A 22,244-nucleotide genomic window follows, 5' to 3' on the forward strand; every position below is an offset into this window, starting at 1 on the left:
CCGGAGGCGGTCGCGCGGGACACGGTGAGCGAGGCGATGAGGCCGGTTTCCCCGCCTCTCCAGTTGCGGTTGCTCGGCCAGTTCCGGCTGGAACTGGGTACCGAGACCGTCGAACTGTGCCACAACGGCCAGCGGCTCCTGGCCTTCATGGGACTGCGGGGACGGGTGTCCCGCACGGTCCTCGCCGGCACGCTGTGGCCCGATGCCACCGAGGAGCACGCCCGGGGCAGTCTGCGCACCACCCTGTGGAAGCTGCCGCGCGGGGAGCCGCCCCTGATCGGGTGCCGCGGAGACACCCTGCTGGTCAGCCCGGCCCTGCGCGTGGACGTCGACGCCCTCACACGGACGGCGCTCGGCGTCGTGGGGGATCGTGGCCCACCGCGCCACGCCCCGCCGCCCCTGGAAGCCCTCACCGGCGAGGACCTGCTGCCCGGCTGGGACGAGGACTGGGTCCTGCTGGAGCGCGAACACCTGCGGCAACTGCGGCTGCACGCGCTCGACGCGCTGGCGGAGACCCTGACCCGGCAGGGCAGACCCGCTCTGGCGATGGAGGCCGCGTGGGCGAGCGTCCGCGCGGAGCCCTTGCGGGAGAGCGCCCACCGGGCCGTCGTGTCGGCGCACCTGGCGGAGGGCAACGTCAGCGAGGCTGTGCGCCACTACCAGGCGTTCTGCCGAATGCTGGAGGAGGAACTGGGCGTCGCGCCCTCACCGCGGTTCGCCCGGCTGCTCCCCGGGCTGCTGCCGGAGCGGGCCGGGCGGACCGGCTGACGCGGTGCCGGGACGAGGGGGAGAGGCACCCGTGTCAGCGCCGTGCGAACTGGACGCGGGTCGGCTGTACGGCGTCCGGGCGTACGGCGATGCCGTCGACGGTCAGCTGCTCCCCGTAGACGTCGGTGAGCCTCAGGGCGCCGCCGCACCCGGTGCCGTCGGGGGAGAGGAAGTAGTTGTACTCGGTACGGGTCAGCCGCTGCCACCCGGAGCCGGTGCCGACCTCCAGCCGGGCCAGCGGGTTGCGGTGGCCGATCGCCTGGATGCCGCACCAGTGGCTGCTGGAGCCGGTCTTGTAGCGGATCGAGACGGTGTCGGACGTGCCGGGGCTGAGCAGGCTCCACGTGACCGGGATCCTCCCGGCGGAGAGACCGGCGAGCTTCGCGAAGGCCTCCCTGCTCAGGTCGAGCTGCCCGGGGGCGCAGGGCGCGGGGCACTCGTTGGTGATCCGGACCGTCACGGAGGCGCCGCCGGCCGCGCGGACCAGGACGTACGCCCCGCACGCCCTGGACGTCTCGTAGTCCGCGGTGTTCATCGCCGCGATCATGAGGTCAGGGCTCGGACCGTACAGGCAGGCGCCGTCGCCGTCCCCGGCGTCGTAGTGGGTGGCCACTCCGCTGTAGGTGGTCCCGGGCTTGATCCGCCCCGCCAGTGGTGCACCGCCGGAAGCCGGGCGCGGGGCGGCCGTGGGGGTGCCGCCGCGCGACGGCCGGGCCGACGCGGTCGTCGCGGAGGGCTTCGGGGCGGCCGGGGACGCGGTGGACGGCCTGGCTTTCGGTGTCCGCCCGGTCGCCGTGGGCGGGACGCTCGGCCGGGAGGTGGTGTCGACACCGGTGGCGGACGCGGCCGGGGCCGTGGCCCGCACGGTGTCGGACCCGCCGTCGGGGATGAGGGCGACGACCAGCGACACGAGGAGCCCGACGGCGGCCACGGCGACGGCCGGGACCAGGACGCCGCGCCGATCGCGACGGGGGCGGCGGTGGGAGGGGGATGCCACGGATGAGTCCTTACGCGGTACGGGAGAACACACGCTTCCGACCCGGTGGTCGTCACAGCCGCCGGAAAGGTTGCCGGGCTCTCAGGTGCGGCCGGTCATCGCGCGGACCGCGGACGCCGACGGCGTCACTCACAGCGAGGATCGGGTTACGGTGGGGGAGTCGTCGCGGAAGTTCGGGGGCTGTGATGGACCCCTATCTGCTCACACTGGCCGGTACCGCGGGCACGTCCCTGGTGGGACTGCTCGTCGCCGAGGGCTGGCAGCAGACGCGGGGCGGGGTGGTGACCGTCTGGCGCCGCTGGCCGAGGCGCAGCGGGAGCCGGCCCGCCGACGCGAGGACGCCGAACAGGACCCGGACGCCTCCCCTTCCCCCGGCCCCGTCGGCCTGGCACGGGACCGACGGGACTCGGAGGAGTTCTCCGAACTCCTGGAACGGGCGGAGACCGAGATCGGCGCGGTGCGCGAGGAACTGCGGCTGCTCGGTGAGGAGGCCGCCGGGTGGGAGAGCGGGCGGGGCGCCGCCCGGGTCGTCGAGGGGCAGTGGACGCGGCAGCCCCGGGCGGGAGGAACCCCGGCCCGTCCGATGCCGCGCCTGCCCTTGTGGCCGTGGGGCATGCCCGGTTCGCCCGCTGGCCGAGGATCGGGCTGGTGTGGGCGCTCTGCGCGCTCCCGACGTGGATCCCGATGCTCACCGTCACGACCGACCGGGCCGCCCATGCGAGGGACACGACCCTCTTCCACACGGTGCCGTTCACCGTCATCACGCTGTTCATGGGCGTGCTGGTGTACGGGGCGGCCGGGGTGCTCGTGGTGAGGGCGGCCGTCGTCCTGCCGGACGGGGAAGCGGAGCAGCAGGCCGGCGGTGCGGGCCTGATCGGCGGGGCGGTGGGCTCCGTGATCCTGTTCGTGGGGGCGTTCTTCACGCCTCTGGACTGGCCGGGACCTGCTGGAGCGTGGGGGCGGGGTCTGGCGTCCGCCATGGGCGTGAGGTGGGCGGGGCCGGTCCCGGGGGTGGCGCGCACTTCGCCCGTACGGTCCTTCCGGGGCCGGTGGGGCGGGGCCTGCTCCTGGTGGACGGCTGGGGTGTCCACCAGGAGCAGGCCCCGGCCCGGCCCGCCGTCCCGCTTCCGCCCGCATCGTCACATCACGGAAACGTGACCGTTCGCTCCCCTTCCACCCCACCGATTACCGTGGAGGGCACCTTTCCTCCCGCCCGGTCACCGTCGCCCGTGAGCCCGCCCCGTTTCCGACGCGACGACTGGAGCTCCGTGACCCGCCCCGCCCGTGCCGTACCCCCGTGGCTGGCCCATGCCCTGCGCGCCCAGCGCGGACCGGTCCCGTGGAGCGCCGTCGTGCGCGGCGCGCTGGGCGGCGGGCCGCTGCTGCTCGCCGCCGTCCTCGCCGGGCGGCCCACGCTCGGGGTCGTCGCCGCCATCGGTGCCATGTTCGCCGGTATCAACGATCGCCCGGGCAGCCGTCGCGCCTCCGTCGGACGCATCGGCGGGCCCGCGCTCGCGGGGGCGACCGGGCTGGTCGTGGGGACGTACGCCGGGGACCACGTCTCCGCCGTCCTGCTGACCCTGCTGCTGACCGGGCTCGGTCTCGTCGCCGGCGCCGTCAGCGCGCTGGGGCCCGTCGGGTCCTCCGTCGGTACGCAACTGCTGGTCGGCGCCGCCGTCGGCGCCGGGATGCCGCTGCCCGAACCGGGCTGGCAGCGGGCGCTCGCCTTCCTCGCCGGCGCGGGGTGGCTGCTCCTGCTGCGGCTCGCGCTGCCCACGCCCGGCTCGCTCGCCGGGGGCTTCCGGTTCGACGGGGAGCGGAACGCCGTCGCCGGGGTGTACGCCGCCATCGCCGACCTGCTCGACGCCGCCGGGACGGACACCGCCACCGCGCGGCGGGCCGCGCTCACCGCCGCGCTCGACCACGCGCAGGACGCGCTCGCCGGACCCCGGCTGCGGCGGTACGCCTCCTCCGCCGCCGAACGCCGGCTGCACGCCCGGTACGCCGCAGCCCTCCCGCTCGCCGAGGCCGCCACCGCGCTGGCCTGGGCCGGGGAGCCCGTACCGGCCCGCGCGTCCGAAGGACCCCGCCGCCTCGCCGCAGCCGTACGGGGCAGCACTCCCACCGGCCCGCTGCCCGCCCCCTCCCGCACCGTCCCCGCCCTGCGCGCCCTCGACGACGCCCTGCTGCGCGCCGCCGAGGCCTTCGACCGGGGCGACGGCGGCGACCTGCACAGCCGCAGGCGCTCCCGGACCGCCGGGGTGCGGACCGTCCTCGGCGCCCGGGGCCGGGAGTACGGGCTGCGGGTCGCCCTCTGCTTCGGGGTGAGCGCCGCCCTCGCCCAGGCCCTCCACCACACCCGCTGGTACGGGCCGCACGAGCACTGGTACTGGCTGCCCGCCACCGCCGTCTTCCTCGTCAAACCCGACCTCGGACCGCTCGCCTCCCGCGTCCTGTCCCGGGCCGCCGGAACCCTCCTCGGGGCGCTCCTGTTCGCCGGGTTCGCCGCCGTGCTGCCCCGCCCGGAGGGACTCGTCGCGCTGGTCGCGGTCAGCGGCGCGCTGATCCCCGTCGCCGCCCGGCACTTCGCCGCGCAGACCGCCGTCGTCACCGTGCTCGTCCTCGCCCTGGTGATGGCCGGCGGCGAACCCCAGGCCTCCCTCGGCCGCATCGCCGAGACCCTGCTGGCCTGCGCCGTCGTACTCCTCGTAGGACACCTCCCGACGCCGGGACGGCGCGGCGACGCCATCCGCGCCCGGCTCACCGAAGCGGCCGGCGCCGCCCAGGCGTACCTCGACCACGTGCTCGGCGAGTCCGACGACCGCGCCGGCCGCTGGGCGCTGCGCCGCGAGGCCTACCGCACCCTCGCCGAGGCCCGCGCCGCCATCGCCCTCGCCTCCGCCGAGCTCCCCCCGCTCGCCCGGCACGCCGACGGCACCGACGAGACCGCCGCCACCCTCGAACTCCTCGTCGACACCGTCACCGCCGGCGCCGTCCACCTCGACGACACCGGCCGCCTCGACCCCCGGCACGTCCGGCGGCTGACCGAGCTCGCGGACCGCCTGGGAAGCCGGGGGGATGTCGCGGTTCGGCTCACACCGGACCACGACCGCGTCGTACGTTGACGGGATGACGCCCGCTGCCACGGAGAGCCCGGCCGACCTCGTCATCACCGGATGCACCGTCCTCACGCACGACGACCGGGAACGGATCGGATTCACGCAGGACGCGGCCGTCGTCGTGCGCGACGGGACCGTGGCGGAGGTGACGAGCGCGGAGGCGGCCGAGGGGCGGGCGGCCCGCGAGCGGATCGACGCGCGGGGGCAGGTCGCCCTGCCCGGACTGATCAACTGCCACACCCACGCCCCGATGGCCGCCCTGCGCGGCCTCGCCGAGGACCTGCCGACCGGGGAGTGGTTCAACGACGTCATCTGGCCGGTCGAGTCCAACCTCACCGGGCGGGACGTCGAACTGGGCGCGCTGCTCGCCTGCGCCGAGATGATCCGCGGCGGCGTCACCTGCTTCGCCGACCACTACTTCGCCATGGACGCGGTCGCCGCCGTGGTCGCCGGGTGCGGGATGCGGGCGCTGCTGGGAGAGACGTACTTCTCCTCGCAGGGGGCCGAGGGGCGGGAGCGGTCGCTGGCGTTCGCGCTGCGGCACCGGGGGGCCGCCGACGGCCGCATCACCACCGCCCTCGCCCCGCACGCCCCCTACACCGTCGACGACACCGACCTCGCCGCCACCGCGCGGCTGGCGCACGAGCACGGCCTGCCCGTGCACCTGCACGCCGCCGAGAACAGCGACCAGACCGAGGTCAGCCTCGCCCGCCACGGCGTCACCCCCGTCGAGGTCCTGCACCGCACCGGCGTCCTCGACACCGACGTGCTCATCGCCCACGGCACCGGCATCGTCGACGGCGACCTGCCCCTGCTGGAGCGCGCGGCCGGCCGTACGGCCGTGGCCACCGCGCCCCGCGGCTACCTCAAGTTCGCCTGGCCCCGCACCACACCCGTACGCGCCCTGCGCGACATCGGCGTCCCGGTCGGACTCGCCACCGACGGCGCCGCCTCCAACAACTCGCTCGACGTGTGGGAGTCGATGGCGCTCACCTCCCTGATCCAGAAGTCCACCGAGGGCGACCCCCGGTGGCTGACCTCCCGGCAGGCCCTCCACCACGCCACCCTGCAGAGCGCCCGCGCGGTCGGCCTCGGCGAGAGCGTCGGGAGCATCGCGCCGGGCCGCCGCGCCGACCTCGTCCTCGTCGACCTCACCGGCCCGCACACCCAGCCCGTGCACGACCTCGCCGCGACCCTGGTGCACAGCGCCCGCGCCGCCGACGTCCGCACGACGGTCGTGGACGGCCGGATCCTCATGCGGGACCGGGAACTGCTCACGATCGACGTGCCCGAGGTGGTGCGGGAGCTGGGGGAGCGGCTGCCCGCGCTGGTCGACCGGAGCCACGGGCGGCGGATCCAGGAGTACGACACCTGACACGGCAGGTATGACACCTGACACGACCGGTGCGGCGGTCGGCACGGCCGGTACGGCGACCGGCACGGAAAGTAGCCGTTTGGTGCGATCGGCCGAGAGTCCGGTCACACTTGGCGGTGAACGGGTGTCAACTACGTCTCAGTACCGTCACCGAGCGAGGCGTTCACCCCATGGTTGGCGTTTAACTCATACGAGTACAACGCAGCATGGAGGTGGCAGGGTGAACGGGCGAACGGTGCTCGAACGCTTTCCCGCAGGTGGACCGCGTGGCTCATGGCCGGCGGAGGAGTTCGCCCACGCGCGCCGCCTGGAGGGTCTGCCCGCCGAGGTTGTCATGGACCTCGCGACCGACATGTTCCTGGTGATCGTCCGGGGGGACGGCGGGAGCGGTGACGTCGTGGCGTAGCGGGGCCGGGGGTCTCCCGGGGGTGTGTGGCTACGCGGTGACGGGGCGTGACCAGGTGGGGGTCGTGCCCGTCAGGCGGCACAGGGCGAGATAGAGGGGTATCGGCGGCGTGTAGGGGAGCGTGCCGTCGGGACGGTGGATCAGACCGGGCAGGTCCGGGGCGCCGGGAGCGCCCGAGGAACCGGGGAGGACCGCGCCGGTGGCGTAGTGGGCGGGGGCCGGCCACTCCAGGGCGTAGTCGGAATCGGACGGGACCAGCCACCACCAGTGCGCGTCATCGGCGTACACGCAGCCCACGCGGGGCAGCCGGGGCATCACCAGCGGGCCGAGGCGTGCCGGTACCGCCACGGCGTCGCAGCCCATGGGCGCGGTCATGCCGTCGGGGACGGGGAGCCTCCGGGGGGTGGCGGCCGGGGCGTGCCGTCCGCGCTGGATCCGCACCAGTGAGTCCAGGCTCAGCACGCGGGTGCCGGATATGCCCGTCACGCCCGGCCCCGGGAGTGGGGGGTGCGCTGGTGCGGGGGGAGCGACGGGTTGGAGGTCCGCTTCTCCGCCGGGCCGTGGGACTGGTCCGGTTCGTTGCCGGTGTCGTCGTCCGGGGTGCCGGGCGGGCCCGGCTTCGGACGGGCGCCCCAGCCCAGGTCGCCGGTGGGCTCCGCGGGACCGTGCCCGGTGTCACCGGTGTCCGCCGTGCGGGGGAGGTCGGCCCAGACCAGCAGTCCGGGGCCGTTCTCGTGCGCGCCCCACGAGTGACACAGGGCGTCGACGAGGAGCAGTCCCCTCCCGTGCTCGTCCTCCGGCCGCTGCCGGGTGTTCGCCCGCGGCTGGCCCGGCGCGCACCCTTCGTCGCGCACGGCTATGCGCACCAGCTCGCCACCGTCGTGCAGCTCGCAGACCACGTGGCTGCTCGCCGTGTGCACGATGGCGTTGGTGACCAGTTCGGAGACGACGAGAGCCGCTGTGTCGCAGGTGTCCTCGCACACCGACCAGCCGGTCAGCCGTGCCCTCGTCAGGCGTCTGGCCTGAGCCGGGGAACCCGGATGAGCGGCCAGTTCGAAACGGAACCGGCGCTCGGCGGCGGACCCCGAGGGGGCGGCTTCCGAGGCGGCGCCGAGGCCGATGGACCCTGCGGCGGCGTCTGTTCCTAAGGGCGCGGACGGAATCACGCTTGCCACTATCGCCCCGCCGTGAACACTTGGCAAGTGTCACTCTGAAAAATGCAGAGTGCGGTGTGACGGTCTGGACGGGCGTGGCACACTGCTCGCAACAGCACCTCGCGCGGCGCCAGTTGGGATTGCCGAAGATTTGTCCGGATGCGAGTTCGGGTGGGACGGGTCTTCGGGCGGATCTTCGAGTGGCGCCGCCGGGCTGTCGGCTTTTGTTCGAGTCGTGTTTCGAGGGAGGTGGAGTGTGAGCGAACCCCGGTCCGCGCCGACGGTGGGGCAGGTCGTCCTCGGTCGGCGCCTGCTGGACCTGCGGGAACGCGCGGGGCTCAAGCGTGAGGAAGCGGCCCGCGTCCTCCGTGTCGCGCCCGCCACCGTCCGCCGCATGGAGATGGCGGAGGTCGCGCTCAAGATCCCGTACCTCCAGCTCCTGCTGAAGGAGTACGGCGTCTCCGACGAGGAGGCCGACGCCTTCGTGCAGCTGGCGGAGGACGCCAACCGGCCCGGCTGGTGGCAGCGCTTCCACGACATCCTGCCCGGCTGGTTCTCGATGTACGTCAGCCTGGAGGGTGCGGCCTCCCTCATCCGCAGCTACGAACCCCACTTCGTCCCCGGCCTGCTCCAGACCGAGGACTACGCGCGCGGTGTGCTGCGCTCCGGGGCCGTCGGGCAGACCCGGCCCGAGGACATGGAGCGCCACGTCGACCTGCGCATGCAACGGCAGGAACTGCTCACCCGCGAGGACGCGCCCCGGTTGTGGGTCGTGATGGACGAGACCGCGCTCCGCCGCCCGGTCGGCGGCCCGGAGGTGATGCGTGCGCAGATCGACAAGTTGCTCGAGGCCACGAAGCTGTCCAATGTGACGCTGCAGATCGCGACGTTCGCTGGCGGGCCCCATCCCGGCACGTACGGGCCGTTCGTGCTGTTCCGATTCGCCATGCCCGAACTGCCGGACATGGTCTACAGCGAGTACCTGACCGGCGCCGTCTACCTGGACGCGCGCGAAGAGGTGGCGACCCACCTCGAGGTCATGGACCGCATGGCGGCGCAGGCCGCTACGGCACATCGCACGAAGGAGATCCTCCGGGATCTCCGCAAGGAGCTGTGAATGGAACTCATGAAGCCCCTGAAGTCCCTGAAGTCCCCGCCCCGCCCGCGGGCGCGCACCGGAAGGATCTACAACGGCATGCCCGCGCGGGAACTGGGCAGCGAGGGCTGGCACAAGCCGTGGAGCGGCGGCAACGGAGGGAACTGCCTGGAGGCGATGAAGCTCGAGGACGGCCGGATCGCCGTACGCCAGTCCACCGACCCGGACGGGCCGGCGCTCATCTACACCTCCGCCGAGATGACGGCCTTCATCGAGGGAGCGAAGGCGGGAGAGGCGGATTTCCTGTTGTCCTGAGCCCTGTTGCCCGCTCCACCTTTTTATTTCCTCCTTCTGAACTTGGCACCGACTTGATCACTAACAGTTGCAGAAACTTATGGAGTCCCTCATGACCGGGCAGCACCCCGTGGAGATCGACACGAGCAGGCCGCACCCCGCGCGGATGTACGACTGGTACCTCGGAGGCAAGGACAACTACCCGGTCGACGAGGCCATGGGCAAGCAGATGCTGGCCCTCGACCCCCGGGTGCCGGTGATGGCGCGGGTGAACCGCGCGTTCATGCAGCGGGCCACGCGCTGGCTGGCCGGGCAGGGGGTACGGCAGTTCCTCGACGTCGGCACCGGCATCCCGACCGAGCCCAACCTGCACCAGGTGGCGCAGGAGATCGTGCCCGACGCCCGCGTCGTGTACTGCGACAACGACCCCATCGTGCTCGCCCACGCGGCGGCCCTGCTGCGCGGCACGGACGAGGGGGTGACCGAGTACCTCCAGGCCGATGTGCGCGAACCGGACACCATCCTGGAGGGCGCGCGGAAGATCCTCGACTTCGACGAGCCGATCGCGCTGTCGCTCATCGCGCTGCTGCACTTCGTCTCCGACGAGGACGGGGCGCACGAGCTGGTCGGACGGCTGCTGGGCGCGCTGCCCTCGGGCAGCTACCTGGTCGTCACCCACGCGACGTCCGACTTCACCCCGGAGGAGTCGAAGGCGGCCACGGACAAGCTCAAGGCGGCGGGCGTCACCCTGGCGCTCCGCTCCCGCGAGGAGTTCACCCGCTTCTTCGACGGCCTGGACCTGATCGACCCCGGCGTCCAGGTCCCCCACCAGTGGCATCCGGAGCTGGGCGATCCGATCCCGGGCCAGGACGACGGCGTCGTCCCGGGCTACGGCGCGGTGGCCCGCAAGCTGTGACCCGGCTGGAGTGGTGGGACCGCGGGTCCTTCGTTCCGGCACCACTCCATCGACGGCGGCCCGCTGCACCCCACGGCGGGCCGCCGTCGCGTCCGCCGCTTCCGTCGCTTCCGCTCACCGCGGGCAGTCGTGCCTTCCCCAGTACCTTGAAGGCCTGGGAGGTACCCCCAGGGCGGCACGGGTGGGCGGTGGGGGTACCTCCCGCTCGAGCGCAGCCGAGAGTGGGGGAGGCACCCCGCAAGCGCCGGGCCGCGCGACCTCACCCCCGGCCCCTACCAACACGGCGCACCCCGCAAGCGCCGGCCTCACCGACACCGGGCACCGCAGGATCACACCCTCATCGGACGATCGTCCGGAGCGATCGGTGCCGGCAGACGACTGGGCGCATCCGTCAGGTAGCGGTCGACCGCCGCCGCGACCGCCCGCCCCTCGGCGATGGCCCACACGATCAAGGACTGACCGCGAGCGGCATCCCCGGCGGCGAAGACACCCGGCACATTCGTGGCGAAGCCCGCATCCCGCGCGACCGTGCCACGAGGCGACAGCTCCACTCCCAGCCGGTCGACGAGCCCGTCCCCCCGGTCCGGCCCGGAGAACCCGAGCGCGAGCAGGACGAGATCCGCCGGCAGCACCCGCTCCGTGCCCGGCACGGTCCGGCGCCCGGCGTCCACCTCGACCAGGTGCAGCGCACTCACCCGTCCGCCCCCGTCACCGGTGAAGCGCAGCGTGGACGCCGCGAACAGCCGCGCGTCCGCGTCCGCCGCCGGCGCCGTCCGCAACTCACCGGCCTCCTCGTGCGCCGCGGACAGCCGGTACAGCCTCGGATACGTCGGCCACGGCTCGGCGTCCTCGTCGCGCTCGGAGCCCGGCCGGGCATAGATGTCGAGCTGGGTGACCGACGCGGCCCCCTCCCGCACCGCCGTACCCAGACAGTCCGCCCCCGTGTCACCGCCACCGACGATGACGACATGCCGGCCCGCGGCCGACAGCGGCGACGCCTCAAGATCCCCCTCGCACACCCGGTTCGCGAGCGGCAGGTACTCCATCGCCTGGTGGATCCCCGCCAGTTCGCGTCCCGGCACGGCGAGCTCCCGCCACGCCGTCGCCCCCGTCGCGATCACCACCGCGTCATACCGCGCCCGCAGCTCCGCCGCGTCCACATCGCGCCCGACCGCCGCGGACGTACGGAACTTCGTCCCCTCGGCCCGCATCTGCTCCACCCGCCGCTCCAGATGCCGCTTCTCCATCTTGAACTCGGGGATGCCGTACCGCATCAGCCCGCCGATCCGGTCGTCCCGCTCGTACACGGCGACCGTGTGCCCCGCACGGGTCAGCTGCTGGGCCGCGGCCAGCCCGGCCGGGCCCGAACCGATGACCGCGACCGTCCGGCCGGAGAGCCGCTCCGGTGGCACCGGTGGTGCGAAACCCTCCTCCCAGGCCCGGTCGGCGATGGCACACTCGACGTTCTTGATGGTGACCGCCGGCTGGTTGATGGCGAGCACACAGCCCGCCTCGCAGGGCGCCGGGCACAACCGGCCGGTGAACTCCGGGAAGTTGTTGGTGGCGTGCAACCGCTCCGCCGCCACCCGCCAGTCCTCCCGTGAGACCAGGTCGTTCCACTCGGGGATGAGATTGCCGAGCGGGCAGGCCTGGTGGCAGAACGGCACACCGCAGTCCATGCAACGGTCGGCCTGCGCGCTGACGATGGGCAGCAGCGCCCCCGGGACGTACACCTCGTTCCAGTCGCGGACCCGTTCCTCGACGGGCCGGCGCGGCCACTCCTCGCGGGGCGTGGTCAGGAAACCCTTGGGATCGGCCATGGCCGTGTTCCTTGCGTGCGCGGGTGACAGGCCGTGCGTCGTCGGGCGGCACTCCTTGGGCCACGATACGTCCGCTCACCCGCCTCCGCAGAGCGCCGGGACAGTGCTCTCCGGGAGCCGGCCGGCTGAGTCCCTCAGACGAGGGCCAGGAGGTACGCCACCGCCGCCCCGGCCGAGGCGAGCGCGCGGACGTGGTTCCACATCGTCCACTCGCGCACGTAGACCGGCCAGTACGCGACCGCCTCCGGGCCGCCCGGTTCGAGCCGGGCCAGCGCCTCGTTGCGCGGTATGTTCGCGACCACGGTCAGCCCGAACGACCCCGCCAGGTACAGGACACCGCCCACCAGCAGCTCGACCGTCCCCTCGTCCGGCCACAGTACGAACGTCACCACCGTGACCACCGCGCACAGCATCGCCGTACCGAGGAACAGCAGCATGAAGGCCGGACGCACCGCAGCCACGTTGACCGCCTGCATCGCGGCCACCCCCTGCGCCGGCGGCAGCGCCGCGAGCCCTCTCATCACGAACGTCGAGAAGGCGCAGAAGACCCCGGCCGTCAGCCCGGTCCCGAGCACCCCCAGCACCGTCAGCACGAAGTACGGCCCGTCGATCACGTCGTCACCCCCGTTTCCCGGCAGGGCTCCTTCCCGGCCACCACCGTCACCATCAGTGAACGCGCCCCTCGGCACCCCGGCCATGGCCCAGGAGCGCGGGCGCATGCGCGAACGTCCAGGGGCGCCGGACGCCCTGGGCACCACCCGGTCCCGCCGGGCGCCGGCCCCGTACAGCCGGGCGCCACCCGGTCCGCCGCGAGGCCCGCGAGGTCGGGAGGCCCGCGCGGACGGACGGGCCGCCGGCGCATCATGGCCGTGTGCGACTCGAAGCGATCACCTGGGACCGGCTCGGCGACCTCCTCGCCGAGCGCCTGCTGGAGCTGAAGACGGCCGACGGCGGACCCTGGCCGCGGGTCGCCCTCGACGGTGCCCCCGCCGCACGTCCGGGGGATCTCGCCGAGCGGGTCGCCGAGGCGCTGCGGCTACGCGGCCGGCCCTCCCTGGTCGTCGGTACCGAGGGCTTCCTGCGGCCCGCCTCCGTCCGGCTCGAGTACGGCCACCAGGACGTGGAGTCCTACTACGGCGGCTGGTACGACACCGGCGCCCTCTGGCGCGAGGTGTTCGGCCCCCTGGAACCCGGCGGGAGCGGACGCGTCCTGCCCGACCTGTGGGACCCCGTCACCGACCGCGCCACCCGCAGCCCTTATGTCCGACTCCCGCCCGGTGGCGTGCTGTTGCTGCACGGCCCCCTTCTGCTGCGCCACTGGTTCCCCTTCGACCTGAGCGTCCACGTCCTCCTCTCCCCGGGCGCCCTGCGCCGCCGTACTCCCGAGGCCGAGCACTGGACCCTGCCCGCCTTCGAGCGCTACGAGCAGGAGACCGACCCCGCCGGCACGGCCGACGTACTGGTACGGGCCGACGACCCGCGTCATCCGGCCTGGCGGGGCTGACACCGCCGGACGCCACCCCCGGGCCGGCCCGGCGGGCCCCGAGGACGCCAGGACCGCGGAAGGAGCCCCGAGGCCGGTCTCAGAGCCAGCGGCTGCGCCGGAACGCCCGGTACAGCAGCAGACACGCCATGGATATCACCCCGATGACCATGCCGTAGCCGTACCGCCAGTGCAACTCCGGCATGTGGTCGAAGTTCATGCCGTACATCCCGCAGACCATCGTCGGCACCGCCACGATCGCCGCCCAGGCGGTGATCTTGCGCATGTCCTCGTTCTGCGCGACGGTGACCTGCGCCAGATGCGCCTGGAGGATGGAGTTCAGCAGCTCGTCGAAGGCCGCTATCTGCTCCTTCGCCCGCAGCAGATGGTCCGAGACGTCACGGAAGTACGCCTGTATCTCCGGGGCGACCACCCGGATCGGCCGGGTGGCGAGCTCCTCCAGCGGCCGGCCCAGCGGCACCACCGCCCGCTTCAGCTCGAGGAGTTCACGCTTGAGCTGGTAGATGCGACCCGGATCGACCCGCGCACCGTGCTCCGCGAACACGTCCGTCTCGACGTGGTCCATGTCGTCCTGGACCGAGTCGATGACGGTGAGGTAATCGTCGACCACATGGTCCGCGATCGCGTGCAGCACCGTGGACGGGCCCTTGGCGAGCTGTTCGGGATCGGATTCCAGCCCTTCGCGCAGCGGTCCCAGCGAGCCGTGCCGGCCGTGCCGCACCGTGACCACGAAGTCCTCACCGAGGAACACCATGATCTCGCCGGTGTCCACCACCTCACTGTTCGCGGTGAGTTCCTCGTGCTCGACGTAGCAGACCGTCTTGAACACGGCGAACAGCGTCTCCCCGTACCGCTCCAGCTTGGGCCGCTGGTGCGCCTCGACCGCGTCCTCCACCGCCAACGGGTGCAGGTCGAACAGCTCCGCGATACCGGCGAACTCCCGGGTGGTCGGCTCGTGCAGTCCCAGCCAGACGAAACCTTCGCCGCTCTTGCGGACCTGCTTCACCGCGTCCACCAGATCGCCGCGCGCGGCGGTGCGGTGACCGTCCTGGTACGTCACGCAGTTCACCACCGAGGAGCCCAGCGGGGACCGGGCCGGATGACTCAGGTCCACACGGGGCCGCCGCCGGGCCAGCCGCGCCACCCGGCGCAGTCCGCCGACCCTGCCGAGGTTCGTGACCTTCCGCAGATTCCCTGCCATGGACATCCGGCTCTCCTTGCGTGGTTCCCCCGCGTCGTTCTGCTTCCCGCGCCTTGCCGCGCCAGTCTGCCAGCACCGGACGAGTTGCGTGCGGGGCTGTGGGCAGGGGTCATTCCGCTTTGTTCCCGCCTGTGGACAGGGGCAGTTCGCCCCTCGTGACACCCGTTCGTCAGGCGGGCGCGGGCGGGCGTCCCCCTATGTGTTCCACCGCCTGTGCGCCCGCCCGGCACCCCTCCTCCGCCGCCTTCTCCGGGCCGGCACCCGCGAGCAGGGCCGCCAGGAACGCGCCCGTGAACGCGTCACCGGCGCCCGTGGTGTCCCGGGGCACCGCCGGTACGGCCGGGACACGGGCGTACACCTCCCCGGACCGGGCGAGCAGCGCGCCCCCGGCGCCCTGCTTGGCCACCACCAGAGGGACGTGCCGGCTCAGCCGCGCCGCGGCGTCCGCGACATCGGACGCCCCCGTGAGCAGGCACGCCTCGTCACGGCTGGGCAGCAGGACGTCCACGCCCTCGACCAGCGACAGGAACCGGTCGGCACCCAGCCGCACGAGGAACCCCGCCGACGCCGGATCCAGACTCACCGGCACCCCACGGGCCCGTGCCGCCTCCAACGCCACCGCGACCAGAGCCCTGCCCGGCTCGGTGAACAGCAGATAACCCGACAGGTGCAGCCGCGCCACACCGTCCAGCAACGCGTCCGACCAGTCACCGGGGTCCAGCCGCAGCGACGCGCCGCTGTCGGTGAGGAACGTCCGCTCCGCCGCCGCGCCCTCGTCGACCAGGCAGATCACCGTCCCCGTCGGCGCCTGTCCGTCCACGACCAGGAGCGGGCGGACCCCGCAGGCGGTCAGTTCCCGTTCGTGCCAGGCCGCCGCGTCCTCGCCCACCCGCCCGAGGAGCCGCACCTCCGTACCGTCCCGACGCGCCGCCCAGCAGGCCACATTGGCGCCCGCGCCGCCCGGCAGCGTCCGGATCGCCGCCGCCGTGTCCGTCCCCGGCGCGAGCGGCTCCCGGTGCCGGGCGACCACATCCGTGATCACATCGCCGGCCACCAGCAGCGCCCCGCCCCGCACGGCGTCCGTCACTCCCGGCCGGCCCAGGCCGCCGCGACCCGCGCGGCCAGACGTACGTTGCCCCGGACCGCCGCCAGGTTCGCGGCGAGGGACGCGCCGTCGGTGCGGCGGACCAGATGGCCGAGCAGGAACGGCGTGACCGCCTGACCGGTGACGCCCTCCGTCTCGCACGTGTGCAGTGCCTCGTCGAGCACGCGCGCGTGCAGCCCGGGATCCAACTGCTCCGCCTCGGGAACGGGGTTGGCCACGATCAGCGCCGATTCGGGTCCGCCCAGCGCGTCCTGTGCCCGCATGACCTCCGCGACCTGCGCCGGAGTGTCCAGCCGCCAGTCCACGGGGTGCCCCGAATCGGACAGGTAGAAGCCGGGGAAGCGGTCCGTGCCGTATCCGGCGACCGCCACCCCCAGTGTCTCCAGCCGCTGCAGGGTCGCGGGCACGTCCAGGATCGACTTCACGCCCGCGCACACCACGGTGATCCGCGTCCGCGCCAGCAGACCGAGATCGGCCGACTCGTCCTGGGTCACCGTCCACTGCCGGTGCACACCGCCGAGACCTCCGGTCGCGAACACCCGTATGCCCGCGAGCGCCGCCAGCATGGCCGTGGCCGACACCGTGGTCGCCCCGCTCGCCCCGGCGGCCACCGCGAGCGGCAGATCACGATGGCCCAGCTTGCGGATGCCGTCCTCGCCCGCGACCCGTTCCACCTGTTCCTTGCCCAGGCCGATCAGGGGCCGCCCGTCCAACACGGCGATCGTCGCCGGTACCGCGCCCTCCTGCCGTACGGCCGCCTCCAGCTCCAGCGCCACCTGGAGATTGCGCGGCCGGGGCAGCCCGTGGGCGATGATCGTGGACTCCAGGGCCACCACCGGGCGGCCCGCGGCGATCGCCTCCCGTACCTCTTCGGACACCATGAGCACCACGCGTCTGCCTCCTGTCTGCCGCTTCTCCCTCATCTCTGGCGGGTCGGGCACGGGGCCAAACCCCTTGCGCGCCGTCACGGACGTCGCGGAGGCTGGGAGCCATGACGGACAACACGACTCGCCTCGACCACATCGTCCTGTGGGTGAACGACCCCATCGCCGCCGCCGGTTTCTACGAGAAGGCCGTGGGCCTGGAGCCCGTCAGGCTCACCGACTACTCCGTCGGTGAGGCGCCGTTCCCCTCGGTGCGGGTGAACGAGGAGACGATCCTCGATCTCATGCCGCGGGCGAAGGCGGAACGCATGGGCATGGTTCCCGGCGCCGCCGAAAGCTCGGGGCATCCCGTCAACCACGTCTGTCTGTCCCTGCCGGCCGACGCCTTCGACGCCCTCCGCGACCGCCTGGAGGAGAGCTCCGTACCGGTGTCGGACGTCTCACGCGACTCCTTCGGGGCGCGCGGCCTGGCCAAGCGCAGCTTCTACTTCCGCGACCCGGACGGCAACGTCTTCGAGGCGCGGCACTACGACTGACCCAAGCCCTCGCGATCCACGGGCAGTCGCGCCTCCCCGGTGCCCCAAGGCCCCGGGAAGCACCCCGGGGCGGCACGGGTGGGCGCGACGGCGCCCGGCGGGCGCCGTGAACGGATCCCCGAGCCGTCAGAACAGCGGCTCGGGGAGGACGCCCTCCAGGGCGAGGAGGTGGCGCTTGGTCTCCAGGCCGCCGCCGAACCCGCCGATGCCCCCGCCGCTCTCCACCACCCGGTGGCACGGCACGACCACCGGCAACGGATTCGCACCCATCGCCATGCCCACGGCCTGGGCCGCGCCGGGCTGGCCGACCCGCCGGGCCAGATCGCCGTACCCGACGACCGAGCCGAACGGCACCCCGGAGGCCAGCTCCCGCAGCACCTCGCGGTTGAAGCCCGAGATCAGCGACCAGTCCAGCGGCAGCTCGAAGCCCCGCCGCTCACCCGCGAAGTACGCCTCGACCTGACGTATCGCCTCGGCCAGCAGCGGGGAGCCGGGCTCCTCGACGGGCTCGGCGCCGAGCCGCGACGCCAGCCGCTCCAGCGCACCGTCGCGCACCTCGTCGGTGGCGTGGAACACGACGTTGACCAGGCCCTCACGGGTCGCGGCCAGCAGCAGCGGGCCGATGCCGGTGCCGACGACGGCCCACACCACCCGCTGCTCGTACTGCCCATGGCTGTCCATGCGCACCACCGTACGGCCCGCCACTGACAACGCCCCGAGAGCGCGGGCGGACACCTCAGCCGCGCACCGCGTCCCGCACCACGTCAGGCGTGTCGGTGATGATCCCGTCGACCCCGAACCCGGCGACCCGCCGGGCGGCGGCCGCGTCGTTCACGGTCCAGGTGCACACCTCCAGCGGCTTGCCGTGCGCCCCCTTGAGGGCGTGCACGGCGGAGACGTAACCGGCGGAGAGGGAACCGTGCGAGGGATTGATCTGGTCGGTGAAGTCCGCGTACGCCGGCAGGTCCGACACGGGCGGCGTCCCGAGGAAGCCCGTCCTCACCGCGGGCCGCAGATCGTGGACCGTCCGTACGCTGTCCGCGCTGAAGCTCTGCACGATCAGCCGGTTCCGCACGTGCGGGCGGTCCAGCCAGCCCTCGTTGCCCAGCACCTTGAGGATCTGCCGCTCCATGCCGGGGTACAGCTGAGGGTTCTTGATCTCCAGCAGCAGCTTCTGGTGGTGCCGCTCGACGCGGTGCAGGAACTGTTCCAGCGTCGGCACGCGCGCGCCCGCGTACGCGGAGCCGAACCAGCTGCCCGCGTCCAGCCGGGCGATCTCCGCGGCGGTGAAGTCCTTCACCTTCCACGGAGCCCGGCCGGGGAAGACCTCCTCGACGTCGGTGGTGCGCCGGAGGCTGTCGTCGTGCAGGACGACGAGTTCACCGTCCCTGGTGCGCTGGACGTCGTTCTCCACCCAGTCGACGCCGAGCTCGGCGGCCTTGTCGACGGCAGCCAGGGTGTTCTCGGGCGCGTACGCGGACGCGCCCCGGTGGGCTATCACCAGGGGCCGCGCGGAGCTTTCCGCGGCCCGCGCGGGGGAGAGCGGGAGCAGGAGGGCGGCGGTGCCCAGGAGCGCGGCGGCCGAGGCGGTGACAGCGCGTGCGTGCATGTGTACTCCTCGCGTCGAGCGATCACGGTCGGCTCAACTGTGACAGCAGAGGGTCGACGCGAGACGAGTGCGGGATGGCCACGGATTGAACGGTGTCGCCCGAATTCCGCACACTGGTGCCACACACCTGGGGCAAGGACGTGTTTCTTTGCCGGAAAGTCGTTCGACCATTCCGGTGGGGTCATACTCTCTGCGTCATCCCTGGCCGCCGTCACGGCGCCGGGAGGGGGGTACATCGGGACGTTGCGGGATACACGGGTCGGGAAGGGCAGCCGCGCATGCAAGGCACGGTCGACGGATTCAGCTACGGCTTGGTCACACCGCTGGTGGCCTTCCTCATGGCCTGTCTCGGCGGCGCCCTGGGTCTGCGCTGCACCACCCGGGCCGTCAGGATGTCCCGTTCCTGGCGCCCCGGCTGGCTCGCGCTGGGGGCCGCGACCATCGGTTCCGGCATATGGACGATGCACTTCGTCGCGATGACGGGCTTCACCGTCGAGGGCACGCCGATCCACTACGACCGGCTGACCACGTTCGCGAGCCTGGCCGTCGCCATCGTCATGGTGGGCATCGGGATCTTCATCGTCGGCTACAAGGGCGCCTCCGGAACGGCTCTGTTCACCGGGGGCACCATCACCGGCCTCGGCATCGCCTCGATGCACTATCTCGGCATGGCCGGCATGAGCCTCGACGGACGCCTGGAGTACAACGTCCTCACGGTCGCCGCGTCCGTGGCCATCGCCATGGTCGCCGCCAGTGCCGCCCTGTGGGCGGCCGGACGGGAGCGGGGCCTCCGGTGGAGCGTGGGCGCCAGCGTCGTCATGGGGCTCGCGGTCACCGGGATGCACTACACCGGCATGGCCGCACTCGAGGTGCACGTCCACGGCACGGCCGAGCCCGCCGCGGGGGAGCCGGCGGCCGCCCTGCTCGGACCGATGATGGTCGGCCCGCTCGCCTTCCTCGTCCTCGCGGGCGTCGTGGTGGTCTTCGACCCGATGATGGTCGCCGGCGGGCCCGCCACGCCCCCCGCCGAGCACAAGCCCGGCGTCCCCGCCCATTCCCCGGCCCACCACTCCCCGGCGCGCTCGCGGCTGCGGGCCCGCGGCCCCGTGGAACACCGCTCCCGGACCCCGCAGCGCCGCTGATTCCGGACCCGTTGTCAGTGGGGAGCCGTACGGTGGATGGCATGCGGCCCGTTTCCCAGATCGAACGCACGGTGGCGCCCTTCGAGGTCGTCAGTCCCTACCAGCCGAGCGGCGACCAGCCGACGGCCATCGCCGACCTCGCCCGGCGCATCGAAGCAGGTGAGAAGGACGTCGTCCTGCTCGGCGCGACCGGCACCGGCAAGTCCGCCACCACCGCGTGGATGATCGAGAAGCTCCAGCGCCCCACCCTGGTCATGGCGCCGAACAAGACCCTGGCCGCCCAGCTGGCCAACGAGTTCCGCGAGCTGCTGCCGAACAACGCCGTCGAATACTTCGTCTCGTACTACGACTACTACCAGCCCGAGGCGTACGTCCCGCAGTCGGACACCTACATCGAGAAGGACTCCTCGGTCAACGAGGAGGTCGAGCGGCTTCGGCACTCCGCGACCAACTCGCTGCTCACCCGCCGCGACGTCGTCGTGGTCGCCTCCGTCTCCTGCATCTACGGCCTGGGCACCCCGCAGGAGTACGTGGACCGCATGGTCCCCCTCCGCGTCGGCGACGAGTTCGACCGGGACGAGCTGCTGCGCCGCTTCGTGGACATCCAGTACACGCGCAACGACATGGCCTTCACCCGCGGCACCTTCCGCGTCCGCGGCGACACCATCGAGATCTTCCCGGTCTACGAGGAGCTCGCCGTCCGCATCGAGATGTTCGGCGACGAGATCGAGGCGCTGTCCACGCTCCACCCGCTCACCGGCGAGATCGTCAGTGACGACCAGCAGCTGTACGTCTTCCCGGCCTCCCACTACGTCGCGGGCCCCGAGCGGCTGGAGCGCGCGGTCAACGACATCGAGAAGGAGCTCGGCGAGCGCCTGACCGAGCTGGAGAAGCAGGGCAAGCTCCTGGAGGCCCAGCGCCTGCGCATGCGCACCACGTACGACATCGAGATGCTCCGCCAGATCGGCTCCTGCTCCGGCGTGGAGAACTACTCGATGCACTTCGACGGCCGCTCCCCCGGCTCCCCGCCGAACACCCTGCTGGACTACTTCCCGGACGACTTCCTCCTCGTCATCGACGAGTCGCACGTCACGGTCCCGCAGATCGGCGCCATGTACGAGGGCGACGCCTCTCGCAAGCGCACCCTCGTCGACCACGGCTTCCGGCTCCCCTCCGCCCTGGACAACCGGCCGCTGAAGTGGGAGGAGTTCCAGGAGCGCATCGGGCAGGCCGTCTACCTGTCGGCCACCCCCGGCCAGTACGAGCTCTCCCGCGCGAACGGCACCGTCGAACAGATCATCCGCCCCACCGGCCTCGTCGACCCCGAGGTCGTGGTCAAGCCCACCGAGGGCCAGATCGACGACCTGGTGCACGAGATCCGCACCCGCGTGGAGAAGGACGAACGCGTCCTGGTCACCACGCTCACCAAGAAGATGGCCGAGGACCTCACCGACTACTTCCTGGAACTCGGCATCCAGGTGCGCTACCTGCACAGCGACGTCGACACCCTGCGCCGGGTCGAGCTGCTGCGGGAGCTGCGCAGCGGCGAGTACGACGTCCTCGTCGGCATCAACCTGCTGCGCGAGGGTCTCGACCTGCCCGAGGTGTCCCTGGTGGCCATCCTCGACGCCGACAAGGAGGGTTTCCTGCGCTCGGGCACCTCCTTGATCCAGACCATCGGCCGCGCGGCGCGCAACGTCTCCGGCCAGGTCCACATGTACGCCGACAAGATCACCCCGGCGATGGAGAAGGCCATCGACGAGACCAACCGCCGCCGGGAGAAGCAGGTCGCGTACAACCAGGCGAACGGCATCGACCCGCAGCCCCTGCGCAAGAAGATCAACGACATCGTCGCCCAGATCGCCCGCGAGGACGTCGACACCGAGCAGCTGCTCGGCTCGGGCTACCGCCAGGCGAAGAAGGACGGCGGCGGCACCAAGGCGCCCGTGCCCTCCCTGGGCACCAAGGCGGCCAAGGGCGCGAAGAGCGCCAAGGGCAAGGCCGCCGAGACCGTCCCGACCGACCGCCCCGCCGCCGAACTCGCCGAGCAGATCGAGGAACTCACCACGCGGATGCGGGCCGCCGCGGCGGACCTCCAGTTCGAGATCGCGGCCCGGCTGCGCGACGAGGTGTCCGAGATGAAGAAGGAACTGCGGCAGATGCAGGAGGCCGGCCTGTCCTGACGGCCGTGTACGCGATGTGTTGCAAGAACGACACAAAGTGCGGACCTGGGTACGTCGCTGTCAGTGCCCCTGCGTAGTGTTCTGGTCAACCGCGATTGCGCGGCAACAGGGGAAGTTCGAGAGGGGAATCAGCGC

At 72.7% G+C, this 22,244-nt stretch carries 22 protein-coding genes; 12 read left to right on the top strand and 10 right to left on the bottom strand.

The window, feature by feature from the left end; translation table 11 throughout:
- The first annotated feature begins 36 nt into the window (after positions 1-36).
- Positions 37-768, top strand: coding sequence for a BTAD domain-containing putative transcriptional regulator (locus AB0A94_RS14980; RefSeq protein WP_361744194.1), 732 nt, complete (start codon positions 37-39; stop codon positions 766-768).
- Positions 769-802: 34 nt separating this feature from the next.
- Here the strand turns inward: AB0A94_RS14980 and AB0A94_RS14985 are convergent, their stop codons facing one another.
- Positions 803-1,765, bottom strand: coding sequence for an expansin EXLX1 family cellulose-binding protein (locus AB0A94_RS14985; protein WP_361744196.1), 963 nt, complete (start codon positions 1,763-1,765; stop codon positions 803-805).
- Between the two features lie 606 nt (positions 1,766-2,371).
- Between AB0A94_RS14985 and AB0A94_RS14990 the strand changes: the two genes are divergently transcribed.
- The 4 genes from AB0A94_RS14990 to AB0A94_RS15005 all read left to right on the top strand — a co-directional run bounded on the left by AB0A94_RS14990 (position 2,372) and on the right by AB0A94_RS15005 (position 6,665).
- The gene (locus AB0A94_RS14990) at positions 2,372-2,923 is read left to right on the top strand and encodes a hypothetical protein (protein WP_361744199.1); all 552 of its coding nucleotides are present in this window, start codon (positions 2,372-2,374) and stop codon (positions 2,921-2,923) included.
- A 110-nt stretch (positions 2,924-3,033) separates the two neighbouring features.
- Entirely contained in the window at positions 3,034-4,890 is a 1,857-nt protein-coding gene (locus AB0A94_RS14995) for an FUSC family protein (RefSeq protein WP_361744202.1), read from the top strand.
- A 4-nt stretch (positions 4,891-4,894) separates the two neighbouring features.
- Positions 4,895-6,259 carry an amidohydrolase gene (locus AB0A94_RS15000; RefSeq protein WP_361744205.1) on the top strand — a complete coding sequence of 455 codons (1,365 nt, stop codon included), beginning with the start codon at positions 4,895-4,897 and terminating at the stop codon, positions 6,257-6,259.
- A 220-nt stretch (positions 6,260-6,479) separates the two neighbouring features.
- Positions 6,480-6,665: a hypothetical protein gene (locus AB0A94_RS15005; protein WP_361744207.1), complete on the top strand. Its 186-nt coding sequence runs from the start codon at positions 6,480-6,482 to the stop codon at positions 6,663-6,665.
- Between the two features lie 30 nt (positions 6,666-6,695).
- On the opposite strand, the gene AB0A94_RS15010 is transcribed toward AB0A94_RS15005, so the two are convergent.
- On the bottom strand, positions 6,696-7,151 hold the full coding sequence (locus AB0A94_RS15010; RefSeq protein ID WP_361744209.1) for a hypothetical protein: 456 nt from the start codon (positions 7,149-7,151) through the stop codon (positions 6,696-6,698).
- Complete coding sequence (locus AB0A94_RS15015) at positions 7,148-7,840, bottom strand: ATP-binding protein (RefSeq protein WP_361744212.1); 693 nt, start codon at positions 7,838-7,840, stop codon at positions 7,148-7,150. Before AB0A94_RS15015 ends, AB0A94_RS15010 begins: the two co-directional genes overlap by 4 nt.
- A 235-nt stretch (positions 7,841-8,075) precedes the next feature.
- Between AB0A94_RS15015 and AB0A94_RS15020 the strand changes: the two genes are divergently transcribed.
- From AB0A94_RS15020 to AB0A94_RS15030, 3 genes are all read left to right on the top strand, one after another.
- Positions 8,076-8,936: a helix-turn-helix transcriptional regulator gene (locus AB0A94_RS15020; RefSeq protein WP_361744215.1), complete on the top strand. Its 861-nt coding sequence runs from the start codon at positions 8,076-8,078 to the stop codon at positions 8,934-8,936.
- Between the two features lie 9 nt (positions 8,937-8,945).
- On the top strand, positions 8,946-9,230 hold the full coding sequence (locus AB0A94_RS15025; protein WP_361744283.1) for a DUF397 domain-containing protein: 285 nt from the start codon (positions 8,946-8,948) through the stop codon (positions 9,228-9,230).
- 91 nt (positions 9,231-9,321) lie between these two features.
- Positions 9,322-10,125 carry an SAM-dependent methyltransferase gene (locus AB0A94_RS15030; protein ID WP_361744218.1) on the top strand — a complete coding sequence of 268 codons (804 nt, stop codon included), beginning with the start codon at positions 9,322-9,324 and terminating at the stop codon, positions 10,123-10,125.
- Positions 10,126-10,454: 329 nt separating this feature from the next.
- Here the strand turns inward: AB0A94_RS15030 and AB0A94_RS15035 are convergent, their stop codons facing one another.
- Both AB0A94_RS15035 and AB0A94_RS15040 read right to left on the bottom strand, forming a co-directional pair.
- Positions 10,455-11,945 (bottom strand): glutamate synthase subunit beta, encoded by a 1,491-nt coding sequence (locus tag AB0A94_RS15035; RefSeq protein WP_361744221.1) that lies wholly within the window; start codon positions 11,943-11,945, stop codon positions 10,455-10,457.
- A gap of 134 nt (positions 11,946-12,079) precedes the next feature.
- Positions 12,080-12,559, bottom strand: coding sequence for an anthrone oxygenase family protein (locus AB0A94_RS15040; protein WP_217136348.1), 480 nt, complete (start codon positions 12,557-12,559; stop codon positions 12,080-12,082).
- A gap of 257 nt (positions 12,560-12,816) precedes the next feature.
- On the opposite strand from AB0A94_RS15040, the gene AB0A94_RS15045 reads away from it, so the two are divergent.
- On the top strand, positions 12,817-13,449 hold the full coding sequence (locus AB0A94_RS15045; RefSeq protein WP_361744224.1) for a uridine kinase: 633 nt from the start codon (positions 12,817-12,819) through the stop codon (positions 13,447-13,449).
- Between the two features lie 79 nt (positions 13,450-13,528).
- On the opposite strand, the gene AB0A94_RS15050 is transcribed toward AB0A94_RS15045, so the two are convergent.
- The 3 genes from AB0A94_RS15050 to AB0A94_RS15060 form a co-directional block, all read right to left on the bottom strand.
- Complete coding sequence (locus AB0A94_RS15050; protein WP_361744227.1) at positions 13,529-14,656, bottom strand: magnesium and cobalt transport protein CorA; 1,128 nt, start codon at positions 14,654-14,656, stop codon at positions 13,529-13,531.
- A 163-nt stretch (positions 14,657-14,819) separates the two neighbouring features.
- Positions 14,820-15,737, bottom strand: a complete 918-nt coding sequence (locus AB0A94_RS15055; protein WP_361744230.1) for a PfkB family carbohydrate kinase — start codon at positions 15,735-15,737, stop codon at positions 14,820-14,822.
- Positions 15,734-16,645 (bottom strand): pseudouridine-5'-phosphate glycosidase, encoded by a 912-nt coding sequence (locus AB0A94_RS15060; RefSeq protein ID WP_361744233.1) that lies wholly within the window; start codon positions 16,643-16,645, stop codon positions 15,734-15,736. Before AB0A94_RS15060 ends, AB0A94_RS15055 begins: the two co-directional genes overlap by 4 nt.
- Positions 16,646-16,746: 101 nt before the next feature.
- Between AB0A94_RS15060 and AB0A94_RS15065 the strand changes: the two genes are divergently transcribed.
- Positions 16,747-17,175 carry a VOC family protein gene (locus tag AB0A94_RS15065; RefSeq protein ID WP_217136339.1) on the top strand — a complete coding sequence of 143 codons (429 nt, stop codon included), beginning with the start codon at positions 16,747-16,749 and terminating at the stop codon, positions 17,173-17,175.
- 126 nt (positions 17,176-17,301) lie between these two features.
- Here the strand turns inward: AB0A94_RS15065 and AB0A94_RS15070 are convergent, their stop codons facing one another.
- Positions 17,302-17,856: a methylated-DNA--[protein]-cysteine S-methyltransferase gene (locus AB0A94_RS15070; protein ID WP_361744236.1), complete on the bottom strand. Its 555-nt coding sequence runs from the start codon at positions 17,854-17,856 to the stop codon at positions 17,302-17,304.
- Between the two features lie 55 nt (positions 17,857-17,911).
- Positions 17,912-18,784 (bottom strand): glycerophosphodiester phosphodiesterase family protein, encoded by an 873-nt coding sequence (locus AB0A94_RS15075; RefSeq protein WP_361744239.1) that lies wholly within the window; start codon positions 18,782-18,784, stop codon positions 17,912-17,914.
- Between the two features lie 278 nt (positions 18,785-19,062).
- Here AB0A94_RS15075 and AB0A94_RS15080 point away from each other — a divergent pair, with 278 nt between their 5' ends.
- The gene (locus AB0A94_RS15080; protein WP_361744242.1) at positions 19,063-19,926 is read left to right on the top strand and encodes an MHYT domain-containing protein; all 864 of its coding nucleotides are present in this window, start codon (positions 19,063-19,065) and stop codon (positions 19,924-19,926) included.
- 41 nt (positions 19,927-19,967) lie between these two features.
- The gene (gene uvrB / locus AB0A94_RS15085; protein WP_361744244.1) at positions 19,968-22,109 is read left to right on the top strand and encodes an excinuclease ABC subunit UvrB; all 2,142 of its coding nucleotides are present in this window, start codon (positions 19,968-19,970) and stop codon (positions 22,107-22,109) included.
- The last annotated feature ends 135 nt before the right edge of the window (positions 22,110-22,244 follow it).

Origin of the sequence: Streptomyces sp. NPDC044984, assembly GCF_040646935.1 — a bacterium.
Lineage (GTDB): Bacteria > Actinomycetota > Actinomycetes > Streptomycetales > Streptomycetaceae > Streptomyces.